Origin of the sequence: Streptomyces canus 299MFChir4.1, assembly GCF_000383615.1 — a bacterium.
In the GTDB taxonomy this organism is placed as follows: Bacteria; Actinomycetota; Actinomycetes; order Streptomycetales; family Streptomycetaceae; genus Streptomyces; species Streptomyces canus_C.
The window spans coordinates 334734-353558 of sequence record NZ_KB911582.1; the positions used below are offsets into that span (position 1 = coordinate 334734).

Annotated in this window: 20 protein-coding genes and 1 pseudogene; 13 read left to right on the plus strand and 8 right to left on the minus strand. The window is 71.5% G+C overall.

Going from position 1 to position 18825, the window contains the following annotated elements; translation table 11 throughout:
* Window positions 1-56: 56 nt before the first annotated feature.
* On the minus strand, window positions 57-1073 hold the full coding sequence (locus H293_RS0101490; RefSeq protein ID WP_020116112.1) for an aldo/keto reductase: 1017 nt from the start codon (window positions 1071-1073) through the stop codon (window positions 57-59).
* Window positions 1070-1537, minus strand: coding sequence for a MerR family transcriptional regulator (locus tag H293_RS0101495; RefSeq protein ID WP_020116113.1), 468 nt, complete (start codon window positions 1535-1537; stop codon window positions 1070-1072). The genes H293_RS0101490 and H293_RS0101495 overlap by 4 nt, the downstream gene beginning before the upstream one ends.
* A gap of 97 nt (window positions 1538-1634) precedes the next feature.
* On the opposite strand from H293_RS0101495, the gene H293_RS0101500 reads away from it, so the two are divergent.
* A complete protein-coding gene (locus H293_RS0101500) occupies window positions 1635-2105 on the plus strand; it encodes a GNAT family N-acetyltransferase (RefSeq protein WP_020116114.1) in 471 nt (156 codons plus the stop codon).
* Between the two features lie 19 nt (window positions 2106-2124).
* On the plus strand, window positions 2125-2940 hold the full coding sequence (locus H293_RS0101505) for a serine hydrolase domain-containing protein (protein WP_020116115.1): 816 nt from the start codon (window positions 2125-2127) through the stop codon (window positions 2938-2940).
* On the opposite strand, the gene H293_RS0101510 is transcribed toward H293_RS0101505, so the two are convergent.
* Complete coding sequence (locus tag H293_RS0101510) at window positions 2937-3590, minus strand: pirin family protein (protein WP_020116116.1); 654 nt, start codon at window positions 3588-3590, stop codon at window positions 2937-2939. The genes H293_RS0101505 and H293_RS0101510 overlap by 4 nt on opposite strands.
* Window positions 3591-3683: 93 nt before the next feature.
* Between H293_RS0101510 and H293_RS0101515 the strand changes: the two genes are divergently transcribed.
* From H293_RS0101515 to fabF, 5 genes are all read left to right on the plus strand, one after another.
* Window positions 3684-4889, plus strand: coding sequence for a PucR family transcriptional regulator (locus tag H293_RS0101515; RefSeq protein ID WP_020116117.1), 1206 nt, complete (start codon window positions 3684-3686; stop codon window positions 4887-4889).
* 89 nt (window positions 4890-4978) lie between these two features.
* Window positions 4979-5902, plus strand: a complete 924-nt coding sequence (locus H293_RS0101520) for an ACP S-malonyltransferase (protein WP_020116118.1) — start codon at window positions 4979-4981, stop codon at window positions 5900-5902.
* 16 nt (window positions 5903-5918) lie between these two features.
* Window positions 5919-6914 carry a ketoacyl-ACP synthase III gene (locus H293_RS0101525; RefSeq protein ID WP_020116119.1) on the plus strand — a complete coding sequence of 332 codons (996 nt, stop codon included), beginning with the start codon at window positions 5919-5921 and terminating at the stop codon, window positions 6912-6914.
* Between the two features lie 78 nt (window positions 6915-6992).
* Window positions 6993-7241: an acyl carrier protein gene (locus H293_RS0101530; protein WP_007381745.1), complete on the plus strand. Its 249-nt coding sequence runs from the start codon at window positions 6993-6995 to the stop codon at window positions 7239-7241.
* A gap of 85 nt (window positions 7242-7326) precedes the next feature.
* The gene (gene fabF, locus H293_RS0101535) at window positions 7327-8598 is read left to right on the plus strand and encodes a beta-ketoacyl-ACP synthase II (RefSeq protein WP_020116120.1); all 1272 of its coding nucleotides are present in this window, start codon (window positions 7327-7329) and stop codon (window positions 8596-8598) included.
* Window positions 8599-8664: 66 nt separating this feature from the next.
* On the opposite strand, the gene H293_RS0101540 is transcribed toward fabF, so the two are convergent.
* On the minus strand, window positions 8665-9159 hold the full coding sequence (locus H293_RS0101540) for a DUF3145 domain-containing protein (protein ID WP_007381747.1): 495 nt from the start codon (window positions 9157-9159) through the stop codon (window positions 8665-8667).
* A 250-nt stretch (window positions 9160-9409) separates the two neighbouring features.
* Here H293_RS0101540 and H293_RS0101545 point away from each other — a divergent pair, with 250 nt between their 5' ends.
* Both H293_RS0101545 and H293_RS0101550 read left to right on the plus strand, forming a co-directional pair.
* Entirely contained in the window at window positions 9410-10294 is an 885-nt protein-coding gene (locus H293_RS0101545) for an SGNH/GDSL hydrolase family protein (RefSeq protein ID WP_020116122.1), read from the plus strand.
* 10 nt (window positions 10295-10304) lie between these two features.
* On the plus strand, window positions 10305-11276 hold the full coding sequence (locus tag H293_RS0101550) for an aldose epimerase family protein (RefSeq protein ID WP_020116123.1): 972 nt from the start codon (window positions 10305-10307) through the stop codon (window positions 11274-11276).
* Window positions 11277-11343: 67 nt separating this feature from the next.
* Here the strand turns inward: H293_RS0101550 and H293_RS0101555 are convergent, their stop codons facing one another.
* A complete protein-coding gene (locus H293_RS0101555; protein WP_020116124.1) occupies window positions 11344-13797 on the minus strand; it encodes a beta-glucosidase in 2454 nt (817 codons plus the stop codon).
* Between the two features lie 103 nt (window positions 13798-13900).
* Between H293_RS0101555 and H293_RS0101560 the strand changes: the two genes are divergently transcribed.
* Window positions 13901-14482 (plus strand): TetR/AcrR family transcriptional regulator, encoded by a 582-nt coding sequence (locus H293_RS0101560; RefSeq protein ID WP_020116125.1) that lies wholly within the window; start codon window positions 13901-13903, stop codon window positions 14480-14482.
* Window positions 14483-14485: 3 nt separating this feature from the next.
* On the opposite strand, the gene H293_RS0101565 is transcribed toward H293_RS0101560, so the two are convergent.
* Together H293_RS0101565 and H293_RS0101570 are read right to left on the minus strand one after the other, a co-directional pair.
* Entirely contained in the window at window positions 14486-14809 is a 324-nt protein-coding gene (locus H293_RS0101565; RefSeq protein WP_020116126.1) for a YrdB family protein, read from the minus strand.
* Between the two features lie 11 nt (window positions 14810-14820).
* Complete coding sequence (locus tag H293_RS0101570) at window positions 14821-15210, minus strand: RidA family protein (protein ID WP_028807450.1); 390 nt, start codon at window positions 15208-15210, stop codon at window positions 14821-14823.
* 58 nt (window positions 15211-15268) lie between these two features.
* Between H293_RS0101570 and H293_RS52490 the strand changes: the two are divergent.
* The 3 genes and pseudogenes from H293_RS52490 to H293_RS59780 all read left to right on the plus strand — a co-directional run bounded on the left by H293_RS52490 (window position 15269) and on the right by H293_RS59780 (window position 17764).
* Window positions 15269-16224: pseudogene (locus H293_RS52490) on the plus strand (LysR family transcriptional regulator).
* A gap of 75 nt (window positions 16225-16299) precedes the next feature.
* The gene (locus H293_RS0101580) at window positions 16300-17547 is read left to right on the plus strand and encodes a pyroglutamyl-peptidase I (protein WP_020116130.1); all 1248 of its coding nucleotides are present in this window, start codon (window positions 16300-16302) and stop codon (window positions 17545-17547) included.
* A gap of 85 nt (window positions 17548-17632) precedes the next feature.
* Window positions 17633-17764, plus strand: a complete 132-nt coding sequence (locus H293_RS59780; protein WP_020116131.1) for a hypothetical protein — start codon at window positions 17633-17635, stop codon at window positions 17762-17764.
* A gap of 88 nt (window positions 17765-17852) precedes the next feature.
* Here H293_RS59780 and H293_RS0101590 read toward each other — a convergent pair whose 3' ends face one another.
* The gene (locus H293_RS0101590) at window positions 17853-18662 is read right to left on the minus strand and encodes an EI24 domain-containing protein (RefSeq protein ID WP_020116132.1); all 810 of its coding nucleotides are present in this window, start codon (window positions 18660-18662) and stop codon (window positions 17853-17855) included.
* Window positions 18663-18825: the final 163 nt, after the last annotated feature.

Sequence of the window (18825 nt, forward strand, 5' to 3'; positions counted from 1 at the left end):
AGGCCACTTTCCCAACAGGCCCTAGTCGCGCCGTTCCCCGCGCCCCTGACGACGATTCACTCGCGGCCCGCTGACGAGAACCGCATGTCCGCGTACCGGTCGCCCGCCACCTGGCCCGCGATCGGCTCCAGCAGCTCCAGCTCCTCCTTCGTGAGCTCGATGCCCGTCGCCGCCGCGTTCTCCTCGACCCTGCTCGGCTTGCGGGTGCCCGGGATCGGGATCACCGGCAGGTCGTGGACCGTCGTCTGCTGCTGGACCCAGGCGAGCGCGATCTGGCCCAGGGAGACCCCATGGGCCTCGGCGACCGTGCGGACCGGCTCCAGCAGGGCCGCGTTCGCCGCCGCGTTGTCGCCGGTGAAGCGGGGCTGCTGGCGGCGGAAGTCGTCGGCCGTGAGGTCCTTGTCGGCGTTGGTGAACGAGCCGGTGAGGAAGCCGCGGCCGAGCGGGGAGTACGGGACGAGGGTGACGCCGAGTTCACGGGCGGCCGGGACCACCTGGGCCTCGATGTCCCGGCTGAACAGGGACCACTCCGACTGCACGGCGGCGATGGGGTGGACGGCCTGGGCCGCGCGCAGCTCCGCCGCGGTGACCTCGCTCAGGCCCAGGTGCTTGACCTTGCCCTCGCGAACCAGCTCGGCCATGGTGCCGACGGACTCCTCGATCGGCACGTTCACATCGCGCCGGTGCATGTAGTAGAGGTCGATCGCGTCGACGTCCAGGCGCTTCAGGCTCGCCTCGACCGCCTGGCGGATGTAGGGCGGGTCGTTGCGGATGATCCGCCTGGTCGGGTCGTCCGGCGGTATGGACAGGGCGAACTTGGTGGCGATCACGACCTCGTCGCGGTGGGCCTTGAAGAACGGGGACAGGAACTTCTCGTTCTCCCCCCGGCCGTAGGCGTCCGCCGTGTCGTAGAGCGTGATGCCGAGCTCCAGGGCGCGCTCCAGGGTGGCCCGGGACGCCTCCGCGTCCACGGGGCCGTACGCGAAGCTCATGCCCATGCAGCCGAGCCCCTGGACGCCGACCTCAGGGCCGGTCTCGCCCAGTCGTGCGGTGGGGATCCTGCTGTCGGTCATCCTGCCTTCTCCTTCTCCCAGTCGGCGCTGCCGGCCTCGGCATAGAAACTGATCTTGTGGTCGAGCACGGCGAGGGTGTCCTGGAGCTCCGCGATCCGGGCCAGCACGTCCCGGCGGGTCGCCTCAAGGAGCTTGAAGCGGTCGCCGAACGTCTGGTCGCCCTCCCGCACCAGTTCCGCGTAGCGCACCATGTCGGCGACCGGCATGCCGGTGAGCCGGAGCTTGCCGACGAAGGCGAGCCAGTCGAGGTCACGGTTGCTGTAGCGGCGCTGGCCGGTGTGCGAGCGGTCGATGTGCGGCATCAGGCCGATGCGCTCGTACCAGCGCAGGGTGTGCGCGGTCAGCCCGGTGAAGGCGACGACCTCGCTGATCGTGTAGCTGTCCTGGCCGTTCGGACGCCGGTGCGGGTGCGGCGGAGCGGCACAGCTGTCGGTCCTGGTACTCGTGGTCTCCATCACCGTCATGGCTTCAACGCTATGGCCTTGGAGTGCACTCCAAGCAAGCGGTACCGGTAAGAAATCGGCAGGACGCGCCACAGGTGCGGTCGCTAGCGTGCGGACCATGAGTCTCGTACGCCGTGCCACGACCGAGGACGCCGAGGAAGTGCTGCGTCTGCGCCAGGTGATGATCGACGCTCTGCCCGGCGGGGACGCCTCCACAGCGTGGCACGCCGAGGCGCTGCCGTCGCTGCGGCGGAAGCTGGGCGAGGCCGACGGGGACTTCGCCGCCTTCGTCGTCGACCACCCGGACCGGCCGGGGGCGCTGGGCGCGCTGGTGGTCGGGACGGTCGACTACCGGATCGGCAAGGCGGGCAATCCGCACGGGCTGGCCGGGTACGTCTTCAGCGTCGCCACCGACCCGCAGGCGCGCCGGCGCGGGTACGCGCGCGCGTGCATGGACGAACTGCTGGCGTGGTTCCGCGAGCGGGGCGCCGGGCAGGTCATGCTGACCGCGTCCCCGGAGGCCGAGTCGCTCTACGTCTCGCTCGGCTTCGTGCACAAGCCGGACCCCACGATGATTCTGAAGCTCTGAGCCGCTTACGCTCGACGGCATGTCCTTGCAGAGCCTCGCGTTGATCGAGAACTGGCCGGTTCCCACCGCTGCGGCGGGGGTGGTCCGGGCCGACGGCACGGTCCTCGGCACCCACGGTCCGACCGGCCACCGCTTCCCGCTGGCCTCGGTCACCAAGCCGCTCGCCGCGTACGCCGTCCTCGTCGCGTACGAGGAGGGAGCGGTCGAGCTCGACGAGCCGGCCGGGCCGAGCGGATCGACGGTGCGGCACCTGCTCGCGCACACCTCGGGGCTGGCCTTCGACGAGCACCGGGTCACCGCCCCGCCCGGGGAGCGGCGGCTGTATTCGAACGCCGGGTTCGAGCAGCTCGGGGACCACCTCGCCAAGGCCACGGACATCCCGTTCGCGGAGTATCTGCGGCAGGCGGTCCTGGAGCCGCTGGGCATGACGTCGACGTCCCTGGAGGGCTCCCCCGCGAAGGACGGCGTGTCCACGGTCGGGGATCTTCTCCGGTTCGCGGCGGAGGTGCAGGCGCCCCGGCTGCTGGACCCGCGCACGGTCGCGGAGGCGATGACGGTCCAGTACCCGGGCACGAAGGGCGTCCTGCCCGGCTACGGCCACCAGAACCCCAACGACTGGGGCCTCGGGTTCGAGATCCGCGACGGCAAGTCCCCGCACTGGACGGGGAGTTCCTCGTCCCCTCGCACCTTCGGGCACTTCGGCCAGTCCGGCACCTTCCTGTGGATCGACCCGGACGCGCGGGCGGCCTGCGTGGCGCTGACGGACCGCGCGTTCGGGCCGTGGGCGGTCGAGGCGTGGCCGGCGTTCACCGACGCCGTCCTGGCCGAGCTCTAGGACATCTCCCACACCAGCAGTTCGGCCGGGGTCACCGCCACCAGGTCCAGCTCCTTGGCCTCGGTGACCCGGGCCGCGTCACCGGCTCCCAACTCCTCGCCGTCCAGCCGCACTTCCCCCCGCACGACATGGACGTACAGGTGGCGCCCGTCCGGCACCGCCGTCCGCTCCCCCGCGCCGAGCCGCCGTACGTGCAGCATCGCGCCCGCCTCCGGGATCGCGTACGGCGTCGAGTCGGCGATCCCGCGGACTATCTCGTACGACGGCTCGCCGCCGGGCTCCAGGGGTGCCAGCCAGGTCTGCACGAAGGTCAGCGGGGTCTCGGCGTCGTTGCGCTCGACGTGCCGGACGCCCGCGGCGGCGCTCAGCCGCTGGACGTCACCGGGCCGTACGACCGTCTCGTGCCCGGTGGAGTCCCGGTGCGTCAGCTCCCCCTCGACCACCCACGTCACGATCTCGGTGTGGCTGTGCGGATGTTCGTCGAACCCGGCCCCGGGCAGCAGCCGCTCCTCGTTGCAGGCGATCAGCGCGCCGAACCGGAGGTTGTCGGGGTCGTAGTGCGGCCCGAACGAGAAGGCGTGCCACGACTCGATTCCGGTCCCGGGATCCCCGCCTGGGTAGCGCTCCGCGGCGCGCCGTACGTCCGTCACGGCACCACGGTAGTGCCAGGGCGGGCCGCCCGTGGGGTCTCGGGCGGTACCCGGCGGCGCGCACTGACGTCCGGATAAGGCAGTCTTGTCCCCGTGCCCGAACCCGAACACCGCAAGTCCGACCCCGCCGCACGCGCCCCCCATGCTCATGCCGCGACCCTGAGGCGGCTGGAGAAGTCGTCCGGGTCGCTCGCCCAGCAGGCCATCACGCGCATGGACGAGACGCTGCCGTGGTACCGGGCGATGCCCCCGGAGAACCGTTCCTGGATCGGGCTGGTCGCCCAGGCCGGTATCGCGGCCTTCACGGAGTGGTTCCGGCGTCCGGACGCCCCGCAGGCCATCTCCACCGATGTGTTCGGGACCGCTCCCCGTGAGCTGACCCGGGCCATCACACTGCGGCAGACCGTGGAGATGGTGCGCACCACCATCGAGGTCATGGAGAGCGCGATCGACGAGGTCGCCGCCCCCGGTGACGAGTCCGTGCTGCGTGAGGCCCTGCTCGTGTACGCCCGCGAGATCGCCTTCGCCACCGCGCAGGTCTACGCCCAGGCCGCCGAGGCACGCGGTGCCTGGGACGCCCGGCTGGAGTCGCTCGTGGTGAACGCGGTGCTCAGCGGGGAGGCCGACGAAGGGGCCGTGAGCAGGGCGGCGGCCCTGGGGTGGAACGCGCCCGAGCATGTGTGTGTCGTGCTCGGCACCGCTCCCGACGGTGACTCGGAACTGACGGTCGAGGCCATCCGGCGGGCCGCCCGGCACGCCAAGCTCCAGGTGCTGACCGGGGTGCTCGGGGCCCGGCTCGTGGTGATCGCGGGCGGCAGCGACAACCCGCTCGCCGTGGCCAAGTCGCTGATCGGGCCCTATGCGGCCGGACCCGTGGTCGCCGGGCCCGTGGTACCCGATCTGCTCGCCGCGACCCGCTCCGCGCAGGCGGCCGCCGCCGGGCTCAAGGCGTGTTCCGCCTGGCAGGACGCCCCGCGTCCGGTGCTGGCGGACGACCTGCTTCCGGAACGCGCGATGGCCGGTGATCCCAGTGCGCGCGAGCAGTTGGTGGAGGAGATCTACAGACCGCTGGAAGAGGCCGGTTCCGCGCTCCTGGAAACGCTCTCTGTCTACCTCGAACAGGCGTCCAGTCTGGAGGGCGCGGCCCGGATGCTCTTCGTGCATCCCAACACCGTGCGCTACCGGCTTCGACGTGTGACTGACGTCACCGGCTGGTCGCCCTCCGACGTACGTTCGGCGTTCACCCTGCGCATCGCGCTCATCCTGGGGCGTCTGGCCGACGGAGATCTCCAGCCCTAGGCTTTTGTCGGGGGCCCACAAAACCCCCTCGTGTTCTTCGTCCCTGTCCCCACGGGCGGCTTGGGCCGCCCTCAAGAGAGAGTGTGAGAGTGCTCGTACTCGTCGCTCCCGGCCAGGGCGCCCAGACGCCCGGCTTCCTGACCCCCTGGCTCGAACTCCCCGGTGCCGCGGACCGCGTCGCCGCGTGGTCCGACGCCATCGGACTGGACCTCGCCCACTACGGCACACAGGCCGACGCGGACGCCATCCGCGACACCTCGGTGGCCCAGCCGCTGCTGGTCGCGGCCGGGATCCTGTCCGCCTCGGCACTCGGTGACACGGCCACGATCGCCCCGGGCGCCGTCGCCGGGCACAGCGTCGGTGAGATCACCGCCGCGGCCTTCGCGGGCGTGCTGGACGACGTCGCCGCCCTCACCCTCGTACGCAAGCGGGGTCTGGCCATGGCCGACGCCGCCGCGATCACGGAGACCGGCATGTCGGCGCTGCTCGGCGGCGACCCCGAGGTCTCCGTCGCGCACCTGGAGAAGCTGGGTCTGACCCCGGCGAACGTCAACGGCGCCGGGCAGATCGTGGCCGCGGGCACGCTGGAGCAGCTCGCCGTCCTGAACGACGACAAGCCCGAGGGCGTCCGCAAGGTCGTCCCGCTGAAGGTCGCCGGCGCCTTCCACACGCACCACATGGCCCCCGCGGTCGACGCCCTGGCCAAGGCCGCCGCCGACCTGACGCCGGCCGACCCGACGCTCACGTACGTCTCGAACAAGGACGGGCAGACCGTCGCCACCGGCGCCGAGGTGCTGGAGCGGCTGGTCGGCCAGGTCGCCAACCCGGTCCGCTGGGACCTGTGCATGGAGACGTTCAAGAAGCTCGGCGTCACCGCGTTCATCGAGGTCTCCCCCGGCGGCACGCTGGTCGGCCTCGCCAAGCGCGCGCTGCCCGGCGTGAAGACGCTGGCCCTGAAGACCCCCGACGACCTCGACGCTGCTCGCGAGCTCATCGCCGAGCACAGTGCCTGAGAAGGAGCACGAGAGCATGTCGAAGATCAAGCCCAGCAAGGGCGCCCCGTACGCGCGCATCCTCGGTGTCGGCGGCTACCGCCCGACCCGGGTCGTGCCGAACGAGGTGATCCTCGAGACGATCGACTCGTCCGACGAGTGGATCCGCTCGCGCTCCGGCATCCAGACCCGCCACTGGGCGAACGCCGAGGAGACCGTCGCCGCGATGTCGATCGAGGCGTCCGGCAAGGCGATCGCCGACGCCGGGATCTCCGCCGAGCAGATCGGCGGCGTGATCGTCTCGACGGTCTCGCACTTCAAGCAGACCCCGGCCGTGGCGACGGAGATCGCCGACAAGCTGGGCACGAACAAGGCCGCCGCCTTCGACATCTCGGCGGGCTGCGCGGGCTTCGGCTACGGCCTCACCCTCGCCAAGGGCATGATCGTCGAGGGCTCGGCGGAGTACGTCCTCGTCATCGGCGTGGAGCGGCTGTCCGACCTCACCGACCTCGAGGACCGGGCCACCGCCTTCCTGTTCGGCGACGGTGCCGGCGCGGTCGTGGTCGGTCCGTCCGCGGAACCCGCCATCGGCCCCACGGTCTGGGGCTCCGAGGGCGACAAGTCCGAGACGATCAAGCAGACCGTGGCGTGGACCGAGTACGACTCCACGGGCAAGTTCCCCGCGATCACGCAGGAGGGCCAGGCGGTGTTCCGCTGGGCCGTGTTCGAGATGGCGAAGGTCGCCCAGCAGGCGCTGGACGCGGCCGGGATCAGCCCGAGCGACCTGGACGTCTTCATTCCGCACCAGGCCAACGAGCGGATCATCGACTCGATGGTGAAGACGCTGAAGCTGCCGGAGCACGTCACGGTCGCGCGTGACGTGCGCACCACCGGCAACACCTCGGCCGCCTCGATCCCGCTCGCTATGGAGCGGCTTCTGGCGACCGGTGAGGCGAAGAGCGGCGACACCGCGCTCGTCATCGGATTCGGGGCGGGTCTCGTCTACGCCGCCACTGTCGTTACCCTCCCCTAGGCACTCCGTGCCGGACCGACCGGTCCGGGACGGGAAGCACTGCCAACCCTCTGATCAAGAAAACGAAGGAGCGCCCCCATGGCCGCCACTCAGGAAGAGATCGTCGCCGGTCTCGCCGACATCGTGAACGAGATCGCCGGCATCCCGGTTGAGGACGTCCAGCTGGACAAGTCCTTCACCGACGACCTGGACGTCGACTCGCTGTCCATGGTCGAGGTCGTCGTCGCCGCCGAAGAGCGCTTCGACGTCAAGATCCCGGACGACGACGTCAAGAACCTCAAGACGGTCGGCGACGCCACCGACTACATCCTCAAGCACCAGGCCTGAGCCACTGCTTGGGTCGGACGCTGACCGGCCCCGCCACCCGGCGGTGGCGCCGCTTAATCCTCGTACCGTTGGAGAAAGATTTCCCGTGAGCCCGACCAATCGCACCGTGGTCGTCACCGGTATCGGCGCAACCACACCGCTGGGTGGCGACGCAGCCTCTACCTGGGAGGGTCTCGTCGCCGGCAAGTCCGGCGTCAAGCCCCTGGAGCAGGAGTGGGCCGCCGACCAGGCGGTCCGTATCGCGGCGCCCGTCGCCGTGGAGCCGACCGAGGTCATTCCGCGGCCGCAGGCCCGGCGCCTCGACCGTTCGGCGCAGTTCGCGCTGGTCGCCGCCAAGGAGGCGTGGGCCGACGCGGGCTTCGAGGGCAAGGCCGGTGAGGACCAGAAGGTCGACCCGGACCGCCTCGGCGCCGTCATCGCCTCCGGCATCGGTGGCGTGACGACCCTCCTCGACCAGTACGACGTGCTGAAGGAGAAGGGCGTCCGCCGCGTCTCCCCGCACACCGTTCCCATGCTGATGCCGAACGGCCCCTCGGCCAACGTGGGCCTGCTGGTGGGCGCCCGTGCGGGCGTGCACACGCCGGTCTCCGCCTGCGCCTCGGGCGCCGAGGCCATCGGCTACGCCATCGAGATGATCCGCACCGGCCGCGCCGACGTCGTCGTCGCGGGTGGCACGGAGGCGGCGATCCACCCGCTGCCCATCGCCGCGTTCGGCAACATGATGGCGATGTCCAAGAACAACGAGAACCCCGAGGGCGCCTCGCGTCCCTACGACATCGCCCGGGACGGCTTCGTCCTCGGCGAGGGCGCCGGTGTCGTCGTCCTGGAGTCCGCGGAGCACGCCGCCAAGCGCGGCGCGCGGGTGTACGCCGAGGCGGTCGGGCAGGGCATCTCCGCCGACGCCCACGACATCGTGCAGCCCGAGCCGGAAGGCCGGGGCATCTCGGCCGCCCTGCAGCACCTGCTCGACAACACCGACCTGAACCCGGCGGAGATCGTGCACGTCAACGCGCACGCCACGTCCACCCCGGCTGGTGACATCGCCGAGCTCAAGGCGCTGCGCAAGGTGTTCGGCGACGACGCCGACCACTTCGCCGTGTCCGCCACCAAGTCGATGACAGGTCACCTGCTCGGTGGCGCGGGCGGCGTGGAGACGGTCGCGACCGTCCTCGCCCTCTACCACCGGGTGGCTCCGCCGACCATCAACGTCGAGAACCTCGACCCGGAGGCGGAGGCCAACGCCGACGTCGTCCGCGGTGAGGCGCGCAAGCTGCCCGTGGAGGGCCGTATCGCCGCGCTGAACGACTCGTTCGGGTTCGGCGGGCACAACGTGGTACTGGCGTTCCGCACGGTCTGAGAATCGCCTGTACGCAACTGAGGGGCCCCCACCGGTCGGTGGGGGCCCCTCAGTTGTACGGAAGGCTCAGACGACCTGGTGCAGCCAGCGGACCGGGGCGCCCTCGCCCGCGTACCGGAACGGCTCCAACTCGTCGTCCCAGGGCTTGCCGAGGAGCTTGGCCAGCTCGGCCTCCAGGTCCGTCTCCCCGCGCTGGGAGCGGGTCAGGGCCGCGCGCAGGCGGTCCTCCGGGATCAGGATGTCGCCGTGGATACCGGTGACGGCGTGGAAGATGCCGAGTTCAGGGGTGCAGCTGTAGCGCTCGCCCTCCGCGGTGGGGCAGGGCTCGGCCGTGACCTCGAAGCGCAGCAGGTGCCAGCCTCTGAGGGCGGAGGCGAGCTTGGACGCGGTGCCCACCTCACCCTTCCAGGAGAACTCCGAGCGCCAGGTGCCCGGCGCGGCCGGCTGCCGGATCCAGTCGAGGTTGACGCGCGTGCCGAGCACCCCGGCGACGGCCCACTCGACGTGCGGGCACAGCGCGCGCGGCGCGGAGTGCACGTACAGAACTCCACGTGTCGTCACCGGGACCTCCGGGCAGAGCGGGACAGGTCTTGCTGGCCGGCAGGGCGGCGATGCCGACCGGCCACGTTGATGGCGAGGCTACCGTGCGGCGGCGCAAGGAGTGTGACGTACCGTCGGTCCCGATGCCCCGAAACGCCCGCCATTCACCCGGCAGGACGCTAGTACGGGTGTCGATCGTTCCCTCGGGGCCACCGGGAACTCTCGTGCGTTGTTATGAGCGGACCACCATTTCACGAGGGGAACACCACGGATGCGGAAGCAGGGCCACCGCTCGCGGGCCGTCGTCGCCGTTCTGACGGCGGCTCTTGTCGGCCTCGCCGGCTGCGACGCCGTGGGCGGTGACTCGGCGGCTCCCACCCAGAAGCCCAAGCCCTCACCGAAGCCGACTCCGGCGTGGGACAGCAGCCCGGCGTCGATCGCCGCCGTCGGCGACTCCATCACCCGCGGCTTCGACGCCTGCGGAATCCTCAAGGACTGCCCCGACGTGTCCTGGGCCACCGGCGGCAGCACCCAGGTCGACTCCCTCGCCGTCCGGCTGCTGGGGCGGGCGAAGGCGGCCGAGCGGAGCTGGAACTACGCGGTGTCCGGTGCGCGGATGGCCGACCTGCCCACGCAGATGGCACAGGCCGCCTCGCGCACACCGGCGCTGGTCACCGTGATGGTGGGCGCCAACGACGCCTGCCGGGACTCCACGGCGGCGATGACGTCGGTGTCCGACTTCCGCGCCGGCTTCGAGGACGCGCTCGTCGTGCTGCGCAAGCGGGCGCCCAAGGCGCAGGTGTACGTGGCGAGCGTGCCGAACCTCAAGCGGCTGTGGTCCCAGGGCCGTGGCAATCCGCTGGGCAAGCAGGTGTGGAAGCTGGGGGTGTGCCCGTCGATGCTGGCCGACGCGGACGCCCTGGACGCGGCGGCGACCGAGCGTCGGGACACCGTGCAGGAGCGGGTGGAGTCCTACAACACCGTGCTGAGGCAGGTGTGCGCCAAGGACCAGCGGTGCCGGTACGACGGGGGCGCGGTGTACGACTACCGGTTCGGCACCGACCAGCTCAGCCACTGGGACTGGTTCCACCCGAGTGTGAACGGACAGGCGCGGCTGGCGGAGATCGCATACCGCAAGGTCAGGTCCGTGTCCTAAAGTTCCGCACATGAACGAACTCTTCGCCACACTTTCCGACGGCACACCGGTGCACCGCTGGACCCTGGAGCGCGCGGGCGTCCGGGTGCGGATCCTGTCGTACGGCGGGATCGTGCAGTCGGTCGAGGTCCCGGACCGGGACGGCCGGACGGCGGACGTGGTGCTGGGCTTCGCCGGTCTCGAGGGGTATCTGGAGCACTCCGGTCCGTATCTCGGTGCCCTCGTCGGGCGGTACGCGAACCGGATCGCGGGCGGCCGCTTCGAACTGGACGGGGCCACGTACGCGCTCGCACCCAACAACGCGCCGAACTCCCTGCACGGCGGTGAGCGCGGCTTCGACAAACGGGTGTGGGACATGGAGCCGGCCGGTACGCACGGGGTGCGGTTGAGCCGGGTCAGCCCGCACGGCGAGGAGGGCTTCCCCGGGCGTCTTGAGGTCTCGGGGACGTACAGCCTTGACGAGTCGGGTGCGCTGCGGATCTCGTACGAGGCGGTCACCGACGCGCCGACCGTCGTCAACCTGACCAACCACAGCTACTTCAACCTGGCCGGTTCCGGGAACGCGGGCGGGCACGAGCTGCGGATCGACGCCTCGCGGTTCACCCCGGTCGACGCGGATCTGATCCCGACGGGGGTCGAGGAGGTCGCGGGCACCCGGTTCGACTTCCGTCAGGGGCGCAAAGTCGGTGCGGGCTACGACCACAACTTCGTGCTCGACAAGGGGATCACCGAACAGGCCGTCGAGGTCGCCGAGTTGTACGACCCCGCGTCCGGGCGGGTGCTGACGGTGGCGACCACCGAGCCGGGACTCCAGCTGTACACCGCCGACCATCTGCCCGAGCCCTTCGCGCCCGGCGACGGCGTCGCGCTGGAGACCCAGCACTTCCCCGACTCCCCGAACCGAGCGGAGTTCCCGAGCACGGTGCTGCGGCCGGGCGAGGTGTACCGGTCGCAGACGGTGTACGGCTTCGGTACGCGCTGAGCACGAACGAGCCCCGGCCCAGGGGTCAGGTCCCGGGCCGGGGCTGCTTGTGTGAGGGCTCTGCCCTCTACGATGAGACGTTAATCGTCGCGGTGACCCTGCGGTCCCCGATCGAGCGCCCCACCTGGATTTCGTACGAACCCTTCACATACACCCACGATGAGGTCTTCTCGTCCCAGATCTCGAAGGCCCGGCGCGGGATTTCCACGGTGACCTCGACGCTCTCGCCGGGGCCGGCCTCGGCCCCCGCGAACCCGGCGAGCCGGCGGGCCGGACGCTCGGCGTCGGGTTCGGCGGGTGCCAGGTAGACCTGGACGACCTCCCGGCCCGGGCGTGCACCGGAGTTGCGCAGCCGGACCCGGACGGTGGTGCCGCGGACCTCGACGGACTCGTAGGTCCAGTCGGTGTAGCCCAGGCCGTGGCCGAAGGGGTAGGCCGGGGTGCGGCCCTCCTTCTCCCAGGCCGCGTATCCGATGAACACACCCTCGTCGTAAGGGAGTTCGCCGCCCTGCGGAGTGACCCGGGTGACCGGGGCGTCGGCCAGGGTGCCCCAGGTGGTGGGGAGGCGGCCGCCGGGCTCGTGGGCGCCGGTCAGGACGTCGGCGAGGGCCGCGCCGCCTTCCTGGCCGGGGAACCAGCCGAGCAGGACGGCGGCGACGTCCTCGCGCCAGGGCAGCTCCACCGGGGAGCCGGAGTTGACGATCACGACGGTGTTCGGGTTGGCGGCGGCCACCGCGCGGACCAGTTCGTCCTGCCGGCCGGGCAGGGTCAGGTCCCGGCGGTCGTAGCCCTCGGACTCGACGCGCTCGGTGGTGGCGACCACGACGACTGCGGTGTCGGCGGCGCGGGCGGCCTCGACGGCCTCGGCGATCAGTTCGTCGGGGTCGCGCTGGGGGTCCTGGTGGGCGAGGGTGAAGGCGATGACCTTCATCGGGATGTCCTCGGGGAGGACGACGACGTAGGTCAGGGAGATCTCGACCGGCTCGCCCGCGGTCAGTTCGACCCGGGCGCGGGGCTCGGGGGCGCCGAAGAAGGTGATGAAGGGGTCGTCGCTGTCGGTGCTCTGGACGTCGTCGTAGTACGTCGTACCGTCGACGACCAGTTTGAAGGGGCCGAGTCCCTTGATGCCGAAGGTGTGGGCGCCGCTCTCGCGCGGGGTGAAGGTGCCGGTCAGCTCGACGGTGTGCAGGCGGTCGCGGGTGACGCCCTCGGGCAGGTCCGAACCCATCCACTGGATGTGGCCGTTGGGGGCGGAGGCCGTGCCGATGACCTCTCCGGCCGGGTCACGGCAGACCGCTGTGAGGCTGAACCCCTTGTCGGCCACGGAGAGTTCGGTGTTGGGGTCGGCGCCCACGACGTAGGTGAGGGTGCCCTCGGGGAGGGCGGCGCTGAGGCCGTCGAGCGGGGAGACGACACGGTCCGGGAAGACGGTGGCGGAGCCGCCGCCGAGGACCCGGGCGTCCCTGGCGGCGGCGCCGATGAGGGCGACCGTGCCGGCCTTCAGCGGCAGCGCCCCCTGGTTGCGGACCAGGACGAAGGCGCGGCGGGCGATCTCGCGGGCCAGCCCGGTGCCGTCGACGGTGTCCGGGAGGTCGGTGACGACGGGTTCGGCGCCGTCCAGGATGCCGACGCGGGCGGCGAGCCGCAGCACATTGCGTACGGCGGTGTCGACCGCGCTCTCCTCGACCTCGCCGTCCCGCACGGCCCGGGCGAGGGCTTCGCCGTAGACGGTCGTCGGGCCGGGCATGGCGACGTCGAGGCCGCCCTCGATGGCGCCCTTGGTGGAGCGGGCGGCCATCCAGTCGGAGACGTTGTAGCCGTCGAAGCCCCATTCCCCGCGCAGGACTTCGTTGACGAGGCGGTGGTGCTCGGTCATCGTCGTGCCGTTGACCGTGTTGTAGGCGGTCATGATGCCCCACGGGTGGGCGTTCTCGACGATGTGCTCGAAGGGCGCCAAGTAGAGCTCGCGCAGGGCGCGTTCGGAGACCAGGTTGTTCACCGTGAAGCGGTCGGTCTCGGCGTCGTTGGCGACGAAGTGCTTGACGGTGGTGCCGACCCCGCCCTCCTGGACGCCGGTGACGTACCCGGCACCGATCCGTCCCGTCAGGTACGGGTCCTCGCTGTAGGCCTCGAAGTGCCGGCCGCCGAGCGGGGAGCGGTGGAGGTTGACGGTGGGGGCGAGCAGGACGTGGACGCCCTTGCGGCGGGCCTCCTGGGCGAGCAGCCGGCCGGCCCTGCGGGCGAGGGCGGGGTCCCAGGTGGCGGCCAGCGCGGTCGGGGAGGGCAGGGCGATCGACGGGTCGTCGGCGCTCCAGCGCACGCCCCGGACGCCGATCGGGCCGTCGGACATGACCAAGGAGGCCAGGCCGATCTCGGGAAACGCGGGCAGGGTCCACATGTCCTGGCCGGCCAGGAGCGCCGCCTTCGCGTCGAGGTCGAGCGCGGCGAGTGCCGCCTCGACGGCCGCCTCACGGGCCTGGTCGGCGGGGGTGGTGCCCTCGGGTCCCTCGGGTGCCGCCATGGCGGTGCCTCCTCGTTGAAGTCCGTGCGGTCCTCTCATCGTGCCCCGATTACCTGGCGAGCGGTAGGTTTCGTCATCTTGCCGTTATTTTCAGCTGGGTGGCATGTCGTACGGTGACGCCATGAGCGCCAGGACCAGAAGCGGGGAACGCCGGGCCGAGATCATCCGGGCGGCCCTGGAGGTCATCGCCGAGCGCGGCTACCGGGGGGCGAGCCTCGCCGCGGTGGCCGAGCGGGTCGGGCTGACCCAGCAGGGGCTGCTGCACCACTTCCCGACGAAGGACGCGCTGCTGGTCGCGGTCCTGGAGGAGCGGGACAGGTGGGACGCGGTGCCGAACGGCAGCTGGCGCGTCGACCTGCTCGCCTCGCTCGTCGAGTACAACGCGATGCGGCCCGGCATCATCCAGACCTTCTCGGCGCTGCTCGGCGAGAGCGTCACGGAGGGGCATCCGGCACGGGAGTACTTCACCGACCGCTACAGCCGGGTGCGCGCGTCGATGGCGGTGGCCCTCCGCACGGAGTACGGCGACCGCCTCCCCAACGGGCTGAGCCCGGAACGCACCGCGCCGCTGCTGGTCGCGGTCATGGACGGACTCCAGTACCAGTGGCTGCTGGACCCGGAGTCGGTGGACATGCCGGGCGCGTTCCGGGACTTCCTGCGGCTGCTGGGCGAGACGGTGGAGTGAGGGTCACTGCTTCCGGACGACAGCGAGTGTCTTGCTGAGCAGACAGACGACGGCGAGGGCGAACGCCCAGACGTGGGCCCCGGCGGCGAACAGGGCGACGGCGCCCGCCCCGAACCAGAGCAGCTCGAAGCCGACGCGACCGGCCCCACTCGCCTTGTACTTCGCGCGCGGCGAGCCGAACAGCGCCCACAGGGCGACGAGTACGGCCGGTGCGGCGAGGCCGAGCAGCCAGGGCGCGCCGACGTCCCGGGTGAACCCCCAGTAGGCGGCACCCGCCAGGGCACCGAGCTCGACCAGGAAGAGAACGCCCAGGTTGGCTGCCTTCATGGGCGGCAGTATCACCCGCTCGCCGGCACCGCCGCCACGACTTCGATCTCGATCCGCGCCTCGGGCCGGAAGAGCCGGGGCACCTCGAAGGTCATGCTGGTGGGCGGGGTGCCGGTGAGGAACTCCCGTCGTACGGCGCCGTACTGCTCCAACTCGGAGATGTCCGTGAGGTAGGTGCGGATGTTGATGATGTCGGCCAGGCTCGCGCCGTGCGCCGCCAGCAGCGCGGTGAGGGTCTCGAAGACGCCCCGGGACTGTTCGGCGAGCGTGGTGCCCTCGGCGATCTGCCCGGAGACGAACAACAGGGCGCTGCCGTCGGCCTGTTCGACGCGGGCGACCTGGGAGTAGTAGGGGCTCAAAGGCTGGGGCGCGCCGGCGGGGTTGTCCAGGGTGATCTGCATGCCGTCGACGCCAGGTCCGGCCTTGCGATGCGACAAGCGAATGTCCAGCATGGCGGTCATGCCGAATTCGCATCGCAAGGCTCTTCCTCCCGACCTCGCCACCGTGTGGCTGCGGGTCTTCCTGGAGGTCGCCCGGCACGAGTCGTTCACCGTGGCCGCGCGCACGCTGGGCTGGACGCAGTCGGCGGTGTCCCGGCAGATCGCCGCGCTGGAGGGGGCGTTGGGCGGGTCGCCGCTGTTCGACCGGCTGCCCAGGGGGTGCGGCTGACGGAGGCGGGGCGGGTGCTCGTGCCGCACGCGCAGACCGTCACCGGGGCGCTGCACGGGGCCGCGCGCGAGCTGGCGGCGCTGCGTGAAGGGGTGGGCGGGCGGCTGCGGTTCGGGGCGTTCCCCACGGCGGACGCGGCCCTGGTCCCGCACGCCCTCGGCACCTTCCGCACCCGCCGTCCGGGCGTGCGGGTCTCCCGCGAGGAGGGGCTCACGCCGTCGTTGCTGGACCGGCTCACCGAGGGGCGGCTGGATCTCGCGATCGTCTCCACGACCGGCGGGGCGCCCCTGTCGGCGTACGAACTGAGCCATCTGCTCGACGAGTCGCTGTACGTCGCCGTCCCGGCCGGGCATCCGCTGGTGGACGAGGGCGGCGGGCCGGTGCGGCTCGGGCGGCTCGCGGACGCCGACTGGATCTCCGGGAGCCCGCGGCCCGAGGGGACGCTTCTCGACGCGGCCCTGCGGCAGGGTTTCCGGCCGCGGATCGCGCATGTCGTCGGCGAGTGGACCGCCAAGCAGGGCTACGTCGCCGCCGGGCTCGGGGTGACGCTGGTCCCGGCGCTCGCCGCGGAGTCCGTACGGCCGGACGTCGTGCTGCTCCCGGTGCTCGACGAGGGCGCTCCGGCGCGGGCGGTGTACGCGGCGACACCGCGAGGGCGGTCTGTCACGCCGGCCGTGGAGGCGTTCGTGGAGGCGCTGCGGGAGGCGGCGGGGCGGATTCCGCGCACCTCGCCACCCATGGCGTAGACCACTTCCCGCACGCGATACTGCCGTCGTCCGGTACCACTCGCGCCCCACAGCGACGGAAGGACCTGAACTCCCTTGACATCCCTACGTGTTCGGATCGGCATCCTCGGACTGGCCCTGCTGGCGGGCCCGGTGGCCCCCGCGAGCCCGGCGGCGGCCGCGACCGCACCCTCGCCCACGGTGGAGGAGCGGCGGCTCGACCAGGCCGTGCCGCGGGAGATCCTCGAACGGTCCGGATTCGACGCCGTATCAACGTGCTTCGCGCGGGCGCTCGGGTCGGCGCGCTCCTACGGTGAGGCGCGGAAGGTCGTCGTACGGCAGGGGTCAGCGCTGTGGAAGCGGGCGGTGGACCGCGCGCAGGGGCGGGGGCCGGCCGGTGGGGATCTGAGCCGGGACGACGACCGGCCCCTGTACTGGGCGCGGTTGGGGATGACGCGTGAGGTGCGGGCCTGGGAGCCGTCGTTCGGGCTGTCGGACGGGCAACGCGCTACCTTGCTGGACGAGTTGGAGCGGACCTCGCGGGGGCAGACGGCCGTGCGGTATCCGGCCGGTGAGCGGCTGAAGCGGGTGCTCGTCACCGGGTTCGATCCGTTCACGCTGGATCGGGACATACGGATCTCGAATCCGTCCGGGGCGAGTGCGCTCGCGCTCGACGGGACGGTGATCGAGACGGCGGACGGGCCGGCGCGGGTGGAGACCGTCGTGTTCCCGGTGCGGTGGCAGGACTTCACGGACCAGACCGTGGAACAGGCGCTGAGGCCGTATCTGAAGCGGGTGGATCTCTTCACGACCGTGAGTCAGGGACGGGTGGGGCGGTTCGACGTCGAGCGGACCAACGGCGCCTGGCGGGGCGGGTTCGCGGACAACGACAACGTCGGGGTGACGGGCACGGTTCCGGTCACCGATCCGGGCTCGCAGCCGCAATGGACCACGACGACGCTGCCGTACAAGGCGATCGTGGACGCGGACACCGGGCGCTTCCCCGTCTACGACCACACGAGCGTGACCGAGATCCCGGCGGGAGGGACCGAGCCCGTCGTCCGCCCGGACGGACCGAGCCCGGGGTCCACGGCACGGGCCGGGGGCGGCGGGGACTACCTCTCCAACGAGATCGCGTACCGGGCCACGCTGCTGCGGGACCGGCTGGGGCTGCACGGCGTACTGCCGGGCGGCCATGTGCACACGCCTGTGCTGGAGTTCGGGGCAGGGAACACGGATCCGGCGACAGGGACGGTGACCGACCCGGGGTTCGTGCGCAACCGGCTGGACATCATCGCGCAGGTGCGGGCGATTCTGGTGGTGGCGGTGGAGAAGGCCACTTGAGGTAGGTCGCCGCCTCGGTGAAATCCAGGCGGCGGTAGAAGTCGGCGGCCCTGCGCGTCGGCACGGTGATCTCCACGTCCTGGGCGTGCCGCGCGCGGTCCTGCATGGCCCGGACGAGCCGGGAGCCGGTACCGCCGCGCTGGGGCGTGTCCACGGCGAGTTCGAGGATTTCGAGACCGTGCCGCCCGCGAAGAGGGTCGGCATCCGGGCCGCGTAGGCGTACCCGATCATCTGAGTGTCCCGCTCCGCCACCGGGGACTCGGCGAGGGACCGTCGCCGGGCGGACCGTCGTCTCAGGTTCCGAGCTAACCGGAGACGGGCTCACCGTCGGACTCGTCGGACCCCTCCGGCTCCTCGGCCCCGTCCCGGGTCTCCTCCCCCAGCAGTTCCCGTGCCATCAGCGTGGCCCCCGCCACCGCGCCCGGCATCAGGAACACCGCGACGAAGGGGACCAGGAAGGACAGGCCGAGGGGGGTGCCGAAGCCCCAGACGAGGGTCTTGCGGGAGCGGAGCAGGGTGAGGCGGGCCCGGAGGTCGACGCCTCGGCGCTGCAACGCGACCGCGGTGAGTTCCTCGGTGAGGAAGAAGCCGGTGACGAAGAAGCCGATCACCGGGACGACCGTCTGGCCGACGACCGGGACGAAGCCCAGGGCGAAGAGCAGGACCGCCCACAGCAGGGCCCGGACGACGATACGCAGGCTGTCCCTCGCCGAGATCCACAGCTCGCGCCACAGCGGCAGACCGGACTCGGGGGCCGTGCCGTCCGGGGAGACGTCCCGGTCGACCTTCTCGGAGAGGTTCTCGTAGAAGGGCTGGCCGATGAGGAGGGTGACCGCCGTGAAGGTCACGACCGCCAGGAGGAGGGCCAACGCGAACAGGACAACGGTGAGGAAGCCCCGGAACAGGCCCCGCCACGGGCTCGACCAGTCGTCGGAGAAGGGGGTCGCCCAGGACACCGCGTCCTCGCCCCAGGTCGCCAGGGCCACCAGAGCGCCCACGTACAGCACCAGGGTGATCAGGCCCGGGACCAGTCCGAAGCCGTACTGCTTGCCGTGCCGGGCCACCCACCGCTGGCCCTTCAGGAGATAGTGGAAGCCCGCCCCGAGATCACGCATGTCCCGCACCCTATCGGGTGACCCTCGGGCCCGCGGACACGGCCGCAGGTCCGGTCCGGACACCCGGTCCGGACACCCGAGTTGCGCCATCCGGGGCATCCGCGCCACGAACTCCCTCTTGTTGCGGTTGAGTCGAACAGGTACATCTCGCCGTACCGATCTC